The 15,577-nt window shown below is 67.6% G+C and carries 13 protein-coding genes and 1 pseudogene; 8 read left to right on the top strand and 6 right to left on the bottom strand.

The features are described 5' to 3' along the window. Positions 1–42: 42 nt before the first annotated feature. Positions 43–987: an RNA polymerase sigma-70 factor gene (locus tag LRD69_RS16930; RefSeq protein WP_277327409.1), complete on the bottom strand. Its 945-nt coding sequence runs from the start codon at positions 985–987 to the stop codon at positions 43–45. A gap of 274 nt (positions 988–1,261) precedes the next feature. Between LRD69_RS16930 and LRD69_RS16935 the strand changes: the two genes are divergently transcribed. Both LRD69_RS16935 and LRD69_RS16940 read left to right on the top strand, forming a co-directional pair. Then, a complete protein-coding gene (locus LRD69_RS16935) occupies positions 1,262–1,501 on the top strand; it encodes a hypothetical protein (protein ID WP_277327410.1) in 240 nt (79 codons plus the stop codon). 450 nt (positions 1,502–1,951) lie between these two features. Beyond that, entirely contained in the window at positions 1,952–3,301 is a 1,350-nt protein-coding gene (locus tag LRD69_RS16940; RefSeq protein ID WP_277327411.1) for a phosphatase PAP2 family protein, read from the top strand. 383 nt (positions 3,302–3,684) lie between these two features. On the opposite strand, the gene LRD69_RS16945 is transcribed toward LRD69_RS16940, so the two are convergent. Next, complete coding sequence (locus LRD69_RS16945) at positions 3,685–4,569, bottom strand: hypothetical protein (RefSeq protein WP_277327412.1); 885 nt, start codon at positions 4,567–4,569, stop codon at positions 3,685–3,687. 489 nt (positions 4,570–5,058) lie between these two features. Beyond that, the gene (locus tag LRD69_RS16950) at positions 5,059–6,669 is read right to left on the bottom strand and encodes an MFS transporter (RefSeq protein WP_277327413.1); all 1,611 of its coding nucleotides are present in this window, start codon (positions 6,667–6,669) and stop codon (positions 5,059–5,061) included. 362 nt (positions 6,670–7,031) lie between these two features. Here LRD69_RS16950 and LRD69_RS16955 point away from each other — a divergent pair, with 362 nt between their 5' ends. Further along, positions 7,032–7,814 carry a polysaccharide deacetylase family protein gene (locus LRD69_RS16955; protein WP_277327414.1) on the top strand — a complete coding sequence of 261 codons (783 nt, stop codon included), beginning with the start codon at positions 7,032–7,034 and terminating at the stop codon, positions 7,812–7,814. A 211-nt stretch (positions 7,815–8,025) separates the two neighbouring features. Here the strand turns inward: LRD69_RS16955 and LRD69_RS16960 are convergent, their stop codons facing one another. After that, positions 8,026–8,568 (bottom strand): GNAT family N-acetyltransferase, encoded by a 543-nt coding sequence (locus tag LRD69_RS16960; protein WP_277327415.1) that lies wholly within the window; start codon positions 8,566–8,568, stop codon positions 8,026–8,028. Between the two features lie 168 nt (positions 8,569–8,736). Between LRD69_RS16960 and LRD69_RS16965 the strand changes: the two genes are divergently transcribed. Continuing rightward, complete coding sequence (locus LRD69_RS16965) at positions 8,737–8,901, top strand: hypothetical protein (protein ID WP_277329926.1); 165 nt, start codon at positions 8,737–8,739, stop codon at positions 8,899–8,901. A gap of 236 nt (positions 8,902–9,137) precedes the next feature. Here LRD69_RS16965 and LRD69_RS16970 read toward each other — a convergent pair whose 3' ends face one another. Continuing rightward, positions 9,138–9,353 carry a DUF6243 family protein gene (locus tag LRD69_RS16970; RefSeq protein ID WP_277327416.1) on the bottom strand — a complete coding sequence of 72 codons (216 nt, stop codon included), beginning with the start codon at positions 9,351–9,353 and terminating at the stop codon, positions 9,138–9,140. 668 nt (positions 9,354–10,021) lie between these two features. Here LRD69_RS16970 and LRD69_RS16975 point away from each other — a divergent pair. Next, positions 10,022–10,492, top strand: coding sequence for a VOC family protein (locus LRD69_RS16975; RefSeq protein WP_277327417.1), 471 nt, complete (start codon positions 10,022–10,024; stop codon positions 10,490–10,492). 392 nt (positions 10,493–10,884) lie between these two features. Here the strand turns inward: LRD69_RS16975 and LRD69_RS16980 are convergent, their stop codons facing one another. Continuing rightward, positions 10,885–12,414 carry a glycoside hydrolase family 47 protein gene (locus tag LRD69_RS16980; protein ID WP_277327418.1) on the bottom strand — a complete coding sequence of 510 codons (1,530 nt, stop codon included), beginning with the start codon at positions 12,412–12,414 and terminating at the stop codon, positions 10,885–10,887. Positions 12,415–12,638: 224 nt separating this feature from the next. Here LRD69_RS16980 and LRD69_RS16985 point away from each other — a divergent pair. From LRD69_RS16985 to LRD69_RS16995, 3 genes and pseudogenes are all read left to right on the top strand, one after another. Continuing rightward, positions 12,639–12,818 (top strand): annotated as a pseudogene (locus tag LRD69_RS16985) (site-specific integrase); the annotation flags it as partial. 935 nt (positions 12,819–13,753) lie between these two features. Continuing rightward, positions 13,754–15,049, top strand: coding sequence for a vanadium-dependent haloperoxidase (locus tag LRD69_RS16990; protein WP_277327419.1), 1,296 nt, complete (start codon positions 13,754–13,756; stop codon positions 15,047–15,049). 65 nt (positions 15,050–15,114) lie between these two features. Further along, entirely contained in the window at positions 15,115–15,387 is a 273-nt protein-coding gene (locus LRD69_RS16995) for a hypothetical protein (RefSeq protein ID WP_277327420.1), read from the top strand. The last annotated feature ends 190 nt before the right edge of the window (positions 15,388–15,577 follow it).

Here is a 15,577-nt window from a genome sequence, read left to right on the forward strand (position 1 = left end):
GTTTCCTGACAGGAGTGGGATGTGACGCGCCTCACGTCGATATCAGAAGGCGTTGAGCAGGGGTTCCCCGTGGTCGGCGGCTGCCCACTGCTCGGTCACGCGTTCCAGCTTGTCGGGGTTGACCTGGTTGCGGAACGCGGCGATGCCCTCCGCGGTGACCTCCAGGCACATGACGCCGACGACTCGGCCGTCGACGACCGCCACGACGGCGGGGTCGCCGTTGGCGGTCGTGATGTAGACCTCGGGTGAGCCGCCCGCGATGGCGCGCTTGGCCTTGCTGGGCTTGAACAGGCCCCGCATGAACGTCGCGACCGCGACGGCACCCTCGAACGCCTTGGCGCGGGCCGGGACCTTGCCGCCGCCGTCGCCGATCGCGATGGCGTCCTCGGTGAGCAGCCGTACGAGCGGCTCGGTCCGGCCGCTTGTGGCGGCCACGAGGAACTCCTCGACGATCCGCCGGGCGGCGGCCTCGTCGATCTCGGTGCGGGCCTTGCCGTCCGCGACGCGCTTCTTGGCGCGGTGGAAGATCTGCTGGCTGGCCGCCTGGGTGATGTCGAGGACCGCGGCGATCTCCCGGTGCGGGTAGTCGAAGGCCTCCCGCAGCACGTACACCGCCCGCTCATTGGGCGAGAGACGCTCCATGAGCGTGAGGACCGCGTACGAGACCGACTCGCGCTGCTCGGCGGTGTCGGCGGGGCCGAGCATCGGATCCCCGGCGAGCAGCGGCTCGGGAAGCCACTGGCCCACATAGGTCTCGCGCCGCGCGCGGGCCGAACCGAGCTGGTTGAGGCACAGGTTGGTGAGGACCTTCGTCAGCCAGGCCTCGGGGACCTCGACGCGCTCGACGTCGGTGGCCTGCCAGCGCAGGAACGTCTCCTGCACGGCGTCCTCCGCCTCGCTCGCGGAACCGAGGAGGCGGTAGGCGATGGCCTCCAGACGGGGCCTGAAGGCCTCGAACCGCTCCACGTCGCTCTTCGTCAGGGCCATGGTCCCGATCCTAGGCGGGCCGTGTCGTGGTGGTGGGCGCCCGGCTGAGATCGGCCGCACCACGGAAGCCACGACAAGGGACGGCAGTGGTGGGGCTCTCCGCCCGAGGCGGCCCCGGCGGTGCCCATGTTCATGGAGGTGACGGGTGCCTTTAATCTGCAGGAAATGGCAGCCTACGTGTGGCGAAGGGGGATGAACATGACCACTGCACCTGGAGACATACCGCGCCCGTCCGGGCCTGCGGCGACGGCGCACCCGCTGCGGGCCATCCGTGATGTCCGGGACTCCTTCCCGGAAACACCGGGACCGCCGCGCGCTGATCAGGGAGCGAAAGGCGGCAGCGTCCCTTGCCGTTCACCAAGCACCCAAGGCCACCGGAACGAGCGTCGACGCGCCGGACGCCCTTGTCGCCGCCACCGTACCGGCCGACGGCTGGACCGTGGCCGGCCGCCATACGAAGCACCTTCGACGCACCGGCGCCGCGGTGATCAATCCGGGGGACTTCAACCCGTAGCGGAGCTCCTTCCGCGTCGGTATTCCAGTCGGCCAGGACTGCCCGGGGATTCGCGATCGTATTTAGCGCATATCGATAACCCCGGATGACGAAAGCCCCAGGCGCTCGGCCCGGAGCTTTCTCGTGGAGCGGATGACGAGGACCGAACGCACGCTCCGGGCCGGGGCATCACTGACCGTGGAGTGATGAAAGCCGCGCTGACCTGCGGCATCGGCAGGGCGCGGGATCGCATCGCCGCCTGCTGCATGAGCAGGGTCGACCGAACCCGGACCGTGATCCTCCGTCTTCCGCCGTCGGGCGGACTGCACTCCGTAAGGCAGAAAGCAGCCCGACCGGGGGTGGTGCGCGAAATCAATCTTTACATGTGACCAAATATAGAAAATCGGCCGAAAATTGAAAAAGATATCATCGCAGGCGTTTTCGCGAGTAAACTACAGAATCGCGTTCTCCGTGTGGCGTCAACCGCGGGCAAGACTCTGGGCCCTGGCGGGTGTCGCGGCCCTCGGATTCCTCATCGCGCTGGAGTTCGCCGCACGTGGCTACGGCCTGCCGGGGCCGATCGCCAACCAGGTGCGCGAGTTGATATTCGCTCCCAAATCGGGCTTCCTGCTGTACGCCGGTATGGCGTTGATGATGGTGGTGCTCACCTGGCGGCAACGGTTCATCGCGGCTGGTGCCGCGATCGGCATCGACATCGCCTTCTTCGTGGTCCGATGGGCGGTCGACGCCAAGGTGACCGACGGCCACCCCTTCGGCAATGGCGCGTTGTGGGTGATTCTGGGCTGTGCGGTCATCGCAGTCACTCGCCGTACGGGCCAGGAGCGTGTCCTGCTGCTGAAGGGCGTCGGGCTGGGCCTGTTGCTGGTGGCCGGCCGCAAGACCGGCGACACCTGGCTGCTCATCACCTCCAAGGCGCGCCCAACGGTGCTCGACCAGTACGTGGCCACCGCCGATCACGCGCTGGGCAACCCGTCGTGGCTGGTGGGCCGGATTGTCACGGCCACCGGCGCGATCGGCTTCAATTTTCTCGACATCGTCTACGGTCAGCTCGCGGTGGCCGCGGTCATCGTCGCGCTGTATCAACTGCGCAACGTGGCGGTCGAGCGCCGCTTCCCCGGCCATCATCTGGTGCGCACCTTTCTGGTGATCGGCCTCCTCGGGCCGGCCATCTACATGATCTTCCCGGTGGTCGGACCGATCTTCGCCTACGGCACCGGCGCCGAGCACTGGGCGGCGGTCAGCCTGTGGTCGCAGACGCCGCCCAGCGGGCAATGGGCGGTGGCCGACCTGTGGCCGGAGACACCGCCGCCGATCCATACCCCGCATCACATGCCATTCGACGGGATCACCCCACGGAACTGCATGCCCAGCCTGCACACGGCGTGGGCCACCGCGATCTTCATCCATTCCCGGAAGGGCCCACGGGTTCTGCGATTCGCAGGCACGTTCTGGCTGATTGCCACGCTCAGCGCAACGCTGGGATTCGGCTACCACTACGGCGCGGATCTCATCGCCGGCGTGGTGTTCACGCTCACGATCGAGGCAGCCCTGCGCTCCTACGACCGCGGCTGGGATCGATCAGGGATCCAGCTGGTCGCTTACGGCGCAACCGTCTTCGCTGCGCTCCTGGTGTCCTATCGCTATCTGCCGTTGGAGATGGCGAAGCATCCATGGGTGTTCGGGCCGCTGCTCATGCTGGTGATGACCTCAGTGATCTACGGCTACGTAAGGACCGTCGCACCGTGGGAACCGAGGACCGCACCAACGCGGCGACCGGAATCGCAACCCGAACCGGTTTGAATCGTGTTGCACCGGGCGGTGTGCTGAGCACTGCCCCCGAAGGTGGCGCGCGGCGCCTGAACGGGTCGAGGCAACGACAAAGCCCCCGGCAGCGGGCCCGGGGTTTCGTCATGGAGCGGATGATGAGAAGCCGGAGGCCACGTCGCCGTCGGCCGGGACGGGCTGGGACGGGGCGGTGCGCAGCGCCCTGCGCACCGCCCGTCTGGCGGCTCAGCAGTGGGGCCTCATCTCCGTCAGATCGCTGGGGCTCGTTCGCCACCCGCGATCGAGCCGGCTCGTGCCGGCCCACCGGTCCGCCCGGATACGCGATCCGACGGGGCTGTTGCCGACGCCCGTTGCTGTCGACCAGTGACGTCAGCCGATCTTGCGGCCGAGGTCCGGGGTCAGGCCTTGGAAAGAGTGACCTCTGACTCCTGCTGTCCGCTGTCGACAGTCACCCCGTAGTCCCGGTCATCCGCTCGGGCCTTGCTGCGCATCGTTGCGGTGCCGGGCTGGAACGAGGTGCCAGGTTCCTGGCTGGTGAGGCTGACGGACCATGGGACGGGCGCACCCGGGGTGCAGGCCACAGTTGTTCCATAGGTCGCGCCCGGCGTCGCCTTCTTCTGGATCTGGAAGACCTGCCCAGTGAGCGAGACACTCGCAGGCTTGTTGCACGTCACGGTGCCACCGACGGTGATCTGGTGATCCCGGACGTCCACCGTGCCACTCGGGTCGGTGTTCATCCCCATGGTGAGCACAACCGGAGGTTCGGGCATGACCGCATGGACCTCACCGCGCAGAGGCACCGTCGATCCGTTGCAGTACTGCTCGAAGGTGGCGTCGAGTTCGTGAACGTAGCCGTAAGGGCCGAAGGCGATGTGCTCGATGGTGAAGGAGCCGGAGTTGGTGTTGCACCCTTTCTCGGTCCCGTTGTCGATCCCGCTGAACACCAGTTCCGGATCCGCGGGTTGGGCGTAGGGCCATTGCTTCGCCCCGGTGTACGTGGTTCCTTCAGTCAGCTTCTGGCCATCGGGGGCGGCGACGATGAGACGCCAGAGCGTGCCCTGGTCCGCATCGACCGCGACGGTGAGGCTGTTCTCGTCCCTGCTGCCCTGGACATCGAACAGCTGGACCGCTCCAGCCGTGTACCCATAGGACTGACCGCCTGAAATGGGCTCGCCCGGTTCGCCGCTGAAGCTCAGCGATCCCGACGCCGCACCGTAGGCCTGCGCAGTGCCCACCAGCGGTGCAGCCGTGAGCGCAACAGTCATTGCCGCGACAACGCCCACGGCCCGGGCCAGTATGCGTTTCGGCATGGCACTTCTCGTCAAGGTTCCCCCAAGGGAGTATTTCGATCTTGGTCGATCAAACACGCGACATGTGTGCTGCCGAGGGTTGAATCGGATGAAATGTGGTGCTTGGTGAGGCCGTCGAGCCTCACTAGCTAAGCGCTGGAGCTTCAGTGATCGTCACAGGAGCCTCAGAAGTCCTGTTGGTCACAAGGTGGGCGCTGCCTGTCCGGTTGCTTCGCCTGCCTCGCAGAACGACCGACAGCTGCCTGAGGGCCGAGGCAGGGCGAGTTGGGGTCTGTCCTGCGGGATGACGGCTTCGGCGTCCGGTGGTCGGAGCCCCGCCGGCCGGGATTCCCCGTGAGTCCCTGCTCGACGTGGCGCGGTTGTGGCACGGGCACTTGTGATCCGCAGCTTCGGCCGGATCGGTCAGCGATGGTCGTATCGGGCTGCCCAGCGCACCAGGCGCCGACACCCATGCCGTCCCGCCTACGTCGAGCGGGGCTGGGTCGTCGGGATGCGTGAGGTGAAGAACAGCGCCAGAACGGCGGCGAGCGCAAGGATGGCGACCGCGGCGCGCAGGCCGTCCAGCCTGGCCGCGGCGTTCGCCTCCATCGCGGCCCGGGCCACATCCTCGCTCATGCCCGCTTTGTCGAGAGCGGTCTTGAGCTGGGCGTCCGACAGGAAGGTCACACCGCTCCCGAGTTCGACGGCCGCCTGGCTCTTGACCTCGGCCGGGATCGCCGGATTCTGCTCGATGCTGGTCAGGAACGAGGTCGTGAGCGCGGCGATCAGGATCGATCCGGCGAGTGCCGTACCGATCGAGGAGCCGAGGTTGGTGACGGCGTTCTGGATGCCGCCGACCTCCGCGCTCTGCTCGTCCGGCACTGCGGAGACGGTGACAGAACCGAGCTGGGACGCCAGCGCGCCCATGCCGGCCCCGATCAGCAGGAGGGGGACGGTGACCACTTCCGCCCCGGCGCCCGCGTCGAGTGCGGCCATCAGGACCACCGCGCCGGCGAGCAACGCGAGGACCCCGAGCCGCACCACCCGCCTCGGTGAGACGTCCGGGAAGAAGCGTGGGATCAGGGTCGCGGCCGCCAGCAGTGTCAGAGAGAGCGGCAGGAGTCGTGCGCCGGTCGCGAGCGCCGACAGGCCCAGAGCGACCGACAGATAGAGCGGTACGACGAAGAACACGCCCATCTGGACGAGGTATTGGAAGAAGAACATGGTGAGGCCGCCGGTGAGCTGCCTGTTCCGCAGCAGAGCCGGGTCGACGAGCGGCTCCCCGCGGTGTTTCACGAGGCGGGCTTCCCAGCGGAGGAAGATCCAGATCAGAAGCAGGCCCGCCAGCATCAGCCACAGGACCAGCGAGACTCCGAGCCACGAAGGCGCGTCGGGCTTCGGCCGGAACCAGCCCCATTCGCCCGAGCGGAGCACGCCGTAGACGAAGATCCCGAGCCCGAGGGCGGACAGCACGGTGCCCGTGAGATCGATGTGCGGCCGTTCGTCGCTTGTCACGTCGGCGATGCGGCGGGCGAGGACCAGGATGCCGAGCACCACCAGGACCTCACCGGCGAACACCCATCGCCAGGAGAAGTACGTCGTAGCGAGGCCCCCGATGAGCGGCCCGAGTGCGATCGCGACGGCACCCGCGGCCGCGACGAGTCCGTAGGCGGCGGGACGTCGTTCAGCGGCGAAGTTGCCGGCCACGAGGGCCACGATCGCGGGCAGGATGAGCGCCGCCCCGACGCCCTCCAGGAATGACCAGCCGATCAGCAGCACGGGCATGCTCGGGGCGAGCGCCGTGGTGAGGGAGCCGCAGCCGTAGATGCAGCAGCCGATCATGAACGCGCGCCTGCGGCCGATCAGCGCCCCGACCTTGCCGCCGGGAATCATGAACATCGCCATCACGAGCGTGTAGGCCGTGATCGCGCCCTGGACTCCGGTCACGGTCGTGCCCACGTCCTCGGCCACCGTGGCGATCGAGACGTTCATGACGGAGCTGTCGAGCGCCATCAGGAACTGGCCGGCCGCAAGGGTCCACAGGACGAGCCGCGCCGTTGCGGGACTTTCGCCAGTGCCTGACCTGGGAGTCATGGTCGAAGCATTTCAGCTGCCCGGAAGGTGGATCCTCGACCCGCCACGGAGGTCAGTCGCTTGGCGGGCACGAACCGCCGACGCTTCGGTTTCGATGAGGGTGCAGGACTGTGATTCCGGCGCGCCGGGCCATTCGACGGAGCGTGTGTGCCTCCGCCGGAATCCGTACGGATCCGCGTCCGCCGCCCTCGTCGGCACCTTGTCGAGGTCGTTGCGCCGCCGCACCTGTCGTGAAACCCCTGCGTTTGTCGCCAGCCCCCTGCAGATTTGTCCGTGATCGGTAACCGAGGGATCTCGTAAGGGCGTTCATGTGTCTTCATGGGCGCACGGCATCGGCGGAGACAACAAAGGGGCGGGCGGACATGGCAAGGCACAAGGGAAGGGGATGGAACGGCCGACTTCTCGCGGCGGCGCTCGGGGTGACAGTGGTGGCCGCTGCCACCTCGGTGTGGACCGCGCAGGCCGACACCGCCGGAGGGCGGCAGCCGCAAGCGCGTGTCTCAGTGCCGGACGCCCGACCCCAAGAACGGACCGTGGCCAAGGTGGCGGCGGACATCGCCCACGCCTCGGATCGCGGCGCCCGGGGCGTCAACATCACCATCGACGACGGACCGGACCCGGTCTGGACGCCGCAGGTGCTGCAACTGCTGAAGGACAGCGGTGTGAAGGCCACGTTCTGCATGGTGGGCACGCAGGCCCAGGCACACCCTGACCTGGTCAAGGCGGTCGTGGCAGACGGGCATCGACTGTGCGACCACACTGTCTCGCACGACACCACGATGGACACCCGGTCCGAGGCCTACCAGTCCCAGCAGATCCTGGATGCCGAACGCATGATCATCAAGGCGTCCGGGGGTGTCCGGCCGCAGTATTACCGCGCCCCGGGCGGTGCTTTCACTCCGTACAGCCGACAGCTCGCCGCGTCCCGGGGGATGCGACCGTTGGGCTGGAACGTCGACACCAAAGACTTCGAGCGTCCCGGTGTGGACACCATGGTCGCCACCGTCAAGCGCGAGATCTCCAACGGGCCGACCGTCCTCTTCCACGACGCGGGAGGGGATCGCTCTCAGACCTTGGCCGCTCTGCGCGAGATCCTGCCCTGGCTGAAGCAGCAGGGGTACTCCTTCGGCTTCCCCGTGCGGTGAGTGAGGCTCGCCCGCACTGACAACAAGACCCGGCCCGCCGGCGGGGTGGCGTGAACAAGGTGGTCATCGCAACTCCCGACCAGTTTCAGGTGATCAGGAACGGCTGGGCGGCCACGTTCCGGCCTCTGGGCGTAGCGATCTTCGTTCCTGTTGGTGTCACCATTGACGTCAGCCGCCGTTGTCCCCGTGACAGCCTGGAGGAGGCAGAGGGTCAGGGGCGGTTCAGACCCCACGTCTGCAAGGCGTAGGGTCGCCCCTTCTCCTCACCCGTGATCAGCGGCACGTCGAGCAGTCGGAAGCCCGCCTTGGTGGCCACGGCCACGCTGGCGGCGTTCTCGGCCTCCAGCTCCAGGATCACCTGCCCCGCGCCCAGCTCCTCGAAGGCGTACGAGGCCATCACCCGCACCGCCCGCGCCGCCAGCCCCCGGCCGCGGTGAGCCGGGCCGATCGCGTAGCCGATTTCCGTGCCCTCGGGGGCACGCCGCAGCATCACCTCGCCGAGCGGTGCGCCGCCGTCGACGGTGACGGCGAGCAGGATGGTCGTGCCCTCCGCCCGCAGCTGCCGGTCTCGGTCCAGCCGTGCGCGGGCGGCCGCTTCGTCGAAGGGGGAGACGATCGGTGTCCAGTACGCGATATCGGGGTGGTCAAACAGCGCCGGCATCGCCGCCAGGTCCGCCTCCGTCCAGTCGCGGAGGACGAGTCCCTCCCCCGAGAGCTCGATCCGCTCGGGAAAGGACGACGTGGTGCTGCTCATGGTGGGGGGACCTCCCTGGCCTGTTCAGGACGAGGAAGGATAACCGGGGGCGGGCAACGGCTGACCAGTATTTTCCGGGACTCTCATACCTCGGCCGCAGTGGTGCGCTCGGCTCTTCATCAGCAGCTCGCCCATAGGACCCGGCTTGGGGGCCCACCCTGCTCCTTCATGCGGACGCCCCAGTCGCTTGCCGGTGTGCCGAACGGGAGCGAAATCTGCATCAAGGGCCCCTCGGGGGACATCGCGCTGTTCGTGATCACGACGAAGTCGACCGCGATGCCGGATCTCGGCTTCCTCCAGGGCGACCTGACGATCTGGCGAGGAGCGCCCTAGATGATCGATTCGGCGTGTACAGGTCGATCGGCACTGTCCGCCGGCGGCCTCTGCTGACCGCTGTTCACCGTCCTGACTGGCGCGTAGTGGCACGCCCGCCCCCGGGTGTCGGCTGAGACGCGGGTCGTCGGCCGAGAGCTGAGCGGGACCGGCCGCACCCGGTACGGCAGCAGGGCCCGGACCGTGCGTTGCGGTCCGGGCCCTGCCGTGCGGTGCCGCCCTGCGGCGGCGGTGCGTCAGCTCTGTGCGGTGTCGTCGCCCGTCTGCCCGGCGCCCTCGGCTGCGCCTGCCTTCTCGCGCATCTTGCGCACCAGCTCCGCCCTCCGGTCGGCGGCACCCTTGCGGTCGAGGTTGCGGTGCGGACCATTATTCTGCCGTTCGGCGCGGGACAGCCTCTTGCGCTGGCCGCCGCCCATGCCCACGGGGTTGTTGATGTTCTTGCTGACGGTCATGGGTTCTCCCGGAATGATGTGAAGTGATCTACGGATTCATCGGTGGGGGACGGGCGCCGCGACGTCGAAGGACGTCAGCAGGGGCCCGTCACGCTCTCACTCGTAAACCGGCGTCTGGAAGAACATGACAAAGACGTTACCCGGTTCCGTCGGCACCGCACACCAACCCTTTCGCCGCCCCGGCGTCGGCCGGGCTTTCGGCGGGCGCCCGGGGCCAGCCGTTTCCTTCCGGGAACCTCAGCACCGCCCAGCACCCGCCGGTGGTCGCCGCGCGCCCGGCGCGGGTCCGGATGGACGCTACTGGGCCGCCACGGGCGTGGTCAGTGGTCGCGAGCACGCTGACGGCATGAGCACCGGGTCCGTGGAACCCGGCGCACATTGACGCGACAGCCGGGTCATCGGCCTGCCCATCACCGATCCGAGAAACGAAACGGACCGCCGGAGAACCCGACGGTCCCACGAAAGTGCTCGTCGGCGTTGTCATGCGGTTGGACACTCGTCCGCGCCAGTGACTGATCGCCTTGCCTCGGAGGCAACCCGACGCGGTGGGCGAATCCATGCGACGGCGTCCGTTGTCCGGGTAGCCGGCGAAGATACAGCGATGAGTTCCGCCGGCCGGGCCGGTCTACCAGTACGTACGCCATCGAGTCACCGACTGGAGACCCACCATGACGAATCCCTCACACCCGGGCCGCACGCTGTTCGTGAACATCCCTGTGGCGGACCTCGAGCGCAGCAAGGCGTTCTTCGCCAAGCTCGGGTTCGGCTTCAACCCGATGTTCACCGACGAGTCCGCCGCCTGCATGCTGGTCGGCGAGCACGCGTTCGTCATGCTGCTCAGCCGCGAGAAGTTCGCGGAGTTCGCGAAACTGCCGATGGCCGATCCCACCACGCACACGCTGGCGTTGTACTGCTTCAGCGTGTCGTCCCGCGATGAGGTCGACACGGTCAGCGCCGCTGCACTCGCGGCGGGCGGCTCCGAGGCGGATGGCGCCGAGGACTATGGCTTCATGTACTCACGCAGCTTCTACGACCTCGACGGCCACGGCTGGCAAGTCATGTGGATGGACCCGGCAGCGGCGGAGCAGGGCCCCGAGGCGTTCGCGGCCTCCGCGCAGGACACCGACACCCCGGCCTGACCCACCACGCGTAAGGCACGTGGCAAAGCGGTCGTCAACGGCAGCCCCACCGCCTGAAGGCCTCGGACCATGATCGGTCCGGGGCCTTCCCCCTGATGCCCGGCAGGATTCGAACCTGCGGCACCCGCTTTAGGAGCGTGGTGGGGCGATCGCTCGGGTGACCTGCGGCTTCGCAGCTCTGGCCAGTCGCCACTTACACGACCGTAGACACGTTGGAAGCCATATAGGTCAGTTCCCGAACTGAACGACGCCCGCCTCGGCGGCCGTTCGCGGCGACGTGTACGTGCGGACCGGGTGACCCGCGCGGCGGGGCGAGGAAGGGCAGCGGTACGGTCCCCCTCGCGGCGCGGCCCCTATGCCGGGAGGAGGCTGCTCGCCCCCGCTCCGGAGAACTACTTTCCTCTTGGGGGCAGGGGGGGTTGGAGACCGCGGAGGATCTTCGCTTCGGTGCTGAGGTAACCGCTCGTGTAGTCGAACCGCGGGGCGTCGGCGAAGGTCAGATAGAGCCATTTGAAGTTCTCGGCGAAGACGTAAGCCGGGCAGTAGTCACCTTTAACCATGGGGCGCTTGGTCATGTCGGTGATGACGGTGTAGCCGCCGGGCACCCGGTGGTGTTTCTTCAGGTTCTGGAAGTAGCTCCATGCTGTGGCCCGGTAGAACGGGTCGCCGGTCTGCCAGTACAGATCGAAGGCACAGTTGGCGTACTCGGGGCGCAGCATATTGTCAGGCGTGAGGACGGTGAGGTGGATGTAGTCGATCTCCTCCGGAATCACGGTGTACTTCTCCTGCACAGCGGTCCAGGAACGGTAGTACTCCTCCGCCAGGGGGTTGTCCCCGCCGACGGCCAGGACGTTGACCGCGAGCGAGTACTGGCGCCGGCCCATGAGGGCGCCAGTACGGAAGGCGGCCTGCTTGAACCACAGCAGACCGCCCACGCGCTCGGCCAGGTGCTTCTTCAACGAAGCATCGAACATCTGGAACCAGCGCAGGCAGTCCCAGTCGCCGAACATCGCCCAGCCGCCCCACAGGTACTCATAGAAGGAATCCGCTGGTGGGTTGAGGGCGATATCCACACGATCGGCCCATGCTCCGGTTTCCACGTTCAGGGTCGTACCAAGCAGGTCGAGCGAGGAACGGCGTGTCACCACCGCTTCAAGGGCCCGCTTGGATGCCTGGAAGTACCGTGAATCGCCCGAGAGTTGGGACAGCACGCCGAACTCGAGGATGTTGGTGCCGATCTCCGCCAGCGGAACGGTGCTGCCAGTGACAGCGCCGGTACGCAGATTGACGTGCCGGTAGGGCATGCCGGTGGGGGAGCGGGTGAAGGCCGGGAGTAGCCGGTCCGCCAGATCGACGCACATGGTGAGCAGGTCCTGCTCGCCGGTAGCGAGGTAGCCGGCCAGCAGGCCGCCCACCAGCCGGATGATCGCCTCGAAGACCGGGAACTCGGCGTCGAGATCGAAGTCCAGGCGGGCCGTGATCCACTCCAGGCACCGCGCGATCTCGTCGTCCAGCTCCATGACGTAGTGGGTGTCCAGCGCCTCGATGATGGACAGGCCCACCGAGTATCGGTCGGAGAAGAACTCCCGGAATCCTCCCGAGACCGGCAGCAGCTCGTCGTGTCCCCACGCGTGCCGCTGGTAGCCCTTCCAGGCGTGGAGGAACTCAGCCCGAATTTCCCTCGCCTTCCCCGGATCCGGCGGACCGACCCTCGATACGAACGGCTTCGCCGGTTCCGGCGGACCGGTCCTCGATACGAACGGCTTCGGCAGGCGCGAATCGGTGTCCCCACCCAGAGGGACCACCCCGCACGCAGGAGCGCCGAGGAGACCGCCGGCGGTGAGCCCGCCGACCGCAGCCGGAATGCGCAGCACACTGCGACGGGGCAGACGGTTCACCACGCGCGGACCGGTGTGTGTCATGCGGGTACTCCTGACCAGCACAGACGAGAATGTCGCATTATGTAATAGATTAGCTACACTGCGTCGCAGGCGCCTCGAGGGGCCTCTGCTCCGGATTCGCGGAACGACCCAAACAAGCAGCCACAGCGAGGCCACCGCGTCAGGCGCGCGGGAGAGACCCGTGACCGCCCGGCGTATGCGGCAGGTGCCGGGTTTCTCGGGCGCCGCCTGTAGGTGTGGCCTGGCAAGGAGCGCCGTTCCGCCGCTCATCCTTTGGGCGGAAGTGGCGCAAGGCGCGACGGACGGTGGGCATGCCCGACAGCTTTCGCTTCTACGACCTTCGTCACACCGGGCACACGCTCGCCACGCGCTCGGGGGCGACGCTCAAGGACACGATGGTTCGAGCAGGACAGTCGTCCGAGAAAAAGGTGGTGCGGAGGTGGTGCACGACGCTTGGACCGGTCTGGACAACAAGAAAGCCCCCGGCCGATGGCCTGGGGCTTTTGTATGGAGCGGGTGACGAGAATCGAACTCGCGCTCTGAGCTTGGGAATCACCGGCCGTAGAGGCCCGGACAGGGCACTTGAGCTGCGGAAACGCCCTCTCGGTCGGTCCAAGGCTGCCCTGGAGTGACCGAGATAGACCGCAGATGGCCAACCGTTCTGGCACGGATCTGGCACAGCCACTCTTCGTCTAGCGGCCGCTCATCGGTCATGGGTTGTTGGGTACATGGGTGATGGCCAGCAGCGCCATGTCATCAGTTCTCCGGCCACCGGCGTGTCGGTAGTGGTCGGCAATCAGAGCGGCTGTCTTCCAGGACCCGGCCGGCGCCGAGGAGTTGACAGACAGGGCGGCGGATTTCGTCCGGGACCGCCTCGTCCCCCTGCTCCCCAGCCCTCCTCGGGTCATGGCCGGCGAGGTCGTGGCCCATTCGTAGCGGCCTGTCGGAAAGTGGCACGGCAAGCCGCTATGGAGGCGGGCGGCCCCGACAACATCACCTCACGGTGGTACGCATCGGCGAGTAGTGGCCTGCGGAAGCGTGTGTTTTTCATCCTCAACGCCGCACGTCAGTCCCTGTTCGGTGCCGCAGAGCCGGACGCTGCTGTTGCGGAAGTGCTTCGTGACTGCGAACCCGAACGGCAGCGACCGCAAGCGTCGTTCGGCTTACGAGGCCCGGGACACGGCGGTTGAGCTTGATCCAACTCTCCATTCGGTGCAAATTCGGTCCCGTCGAATCAAGGGAGAGCGCCGTGCGCCAGCATTACCCCTTCTCATTCCGTCATTCCTGTTCCTCCCGTCCTTCTCGTTCAGGCCTACGGGCCGCCATCGGCGCCGTCGCGCTACTCGCGCTCGTTGCCCTCGTGGCCCCGGCCGGCCCCACAGCCGCCGCCGACCACCGCCAGCCGCCCTCAGCGAACCCCGCGGCGATCCGCAACTGGAACACCATCGCCACCGAGACGATCAGCGCCAACCTCGGCCCGACCCGCCCCTCCGGGCAGGTGGCCATCTGGCACGGGTTCGTCTCCGCCGCTGTCTACAACGCCGTGGTCGGTATTCAGGGCAACTACGCCCCGTACAAGTGGCGGGAGAGCGGCCCCGCCACGGCGTCTCCCGAGGCGTCGGCCGTAACTGCGGCACACCACGTCCTGCTCGCCTATTTCCCTGCCTCACATGCCCAGCTCGACACCGCGTACGCCGCCTCCCTCGCCAAGATCGACAGCGGCCCGGCAAGGGACCAGGGCGTGGCCTTCGGGGCACGTGCTGCCGCCCACATCATCGACCTCCGCGAGGGCGACGGCCGGTTCGTGGACGTGCCCTTCACCAAGCCACCCGCGCCCGGCGTCTGGCGCCCCACCCCGCCCGCCCGGCTGCCCTTCATCGACACCTGGCTCGGCAGACTCCGGCCGCTCCTGCTCACCTCCCCTGCCCAGTTCCGGCCCGGCGAGCCGCCCGCCCTGTCCTCAGCCCGCTACGCCGAGGACGCGAACGAAGTGAAGACCATGGGCGCGAGCACCGGCTCAGGCAGAACCGCGGACCAGACCGAGACTGCCCTCTTCTACGGGGGCAATCTGATGGCGCAGATCCAGAGGGCCCTCCGCGACCATGCCGCCCGGCATCATCTCGGCATCGCCGAGACAGCGCGGCTGTTCGCCGCGGCGAACACAGCGGCGACCGATGCCGTCATCACCGCGTGGGACTCCAAGCTCCGGTACGGCCTCTGGCGGCCGATCACGGCAATCCAGCTGGCCGACACGGACGGCAACCCCGCGACCGAAGCGGACCCGCTGTGGGAACCGCTGCTCCTCACGCCCCCGCACCCCGAGTACGTCAGTGGCCACACGGCGCTCACGGGTGCCGTGATGCGGGTCGTGACCGGGGTCCTCGGCACCTCGCGGGTCGACCTAGACGTGACCTCCGACGTCACCCACACCACACGGCACTACGAGTACGCCGACCAGCTCAACGAGGACATGATCAACGCCCGTGTGTACGGCGGAATCCACTTCCGCACCTCGGACGTCACCGGATGCCAGGCCGGCAACCGCATCGGCATCTGGGCGCTCGCCCACTACTTCCAGCCGCTGCGCACGGGGAACGCGCAAGCATCGCAAACCGCTCAGCCCCCTCAGCCGAAGTGTCCGCGCGGCGGCGCCTGAAACGCCTCGTAAACCCCTGGTCGGGCGCGCGCTCGGGCCCGACCAGGGGGGGCGAGGTGTACGCCGTGGCTGATGCCATCGCCCCTCGGTACCGCCTGCTCGTACTGCTGGCTGCCTTCACCACCCTGTGGTTCGGTGAGCTGGCATCCCTTCGCCGCAGGGACATCGATGTGACCGGGCGCGTGATCGTGGCCCAGCGGGCGCAAGCGGAGAGGCAGGGCGCCAAGCTCTTCGACAAGGCTCCGAAGTCGGCGGTTGGTGTCCGTCCCGTGGCCTTCCCGGACGAGATCCTTGCCAACGTGGCTGAGCGCCTGGAGCACTACGCATTTGGCATGTAAGTGGCACGGCGTCGGCCCCCGCCGGAACGGTGGAGGAACGATCAAGGCCCAAGCTTCCGGCCTACTGCCGGCGACCTGGGCCTTTGTCGTGCTTACTGCCGGTGGGCACGGACGGTTTCGAACCGCCGACATCTGCTTTGTAAGTTCGATTGAGGGCTTGTTCCTGCCCAAGTAGGACTGATCCAGCAGG

This window comes from Streptomyces sp. JH14 (assembly GCF_029428675.1).
Classification (GTDB): domain Bacteria; phylum Actinomycetota; class Actinomycetes; order Streptomycetales; family Streptomycetaceae; genus Streptomyces.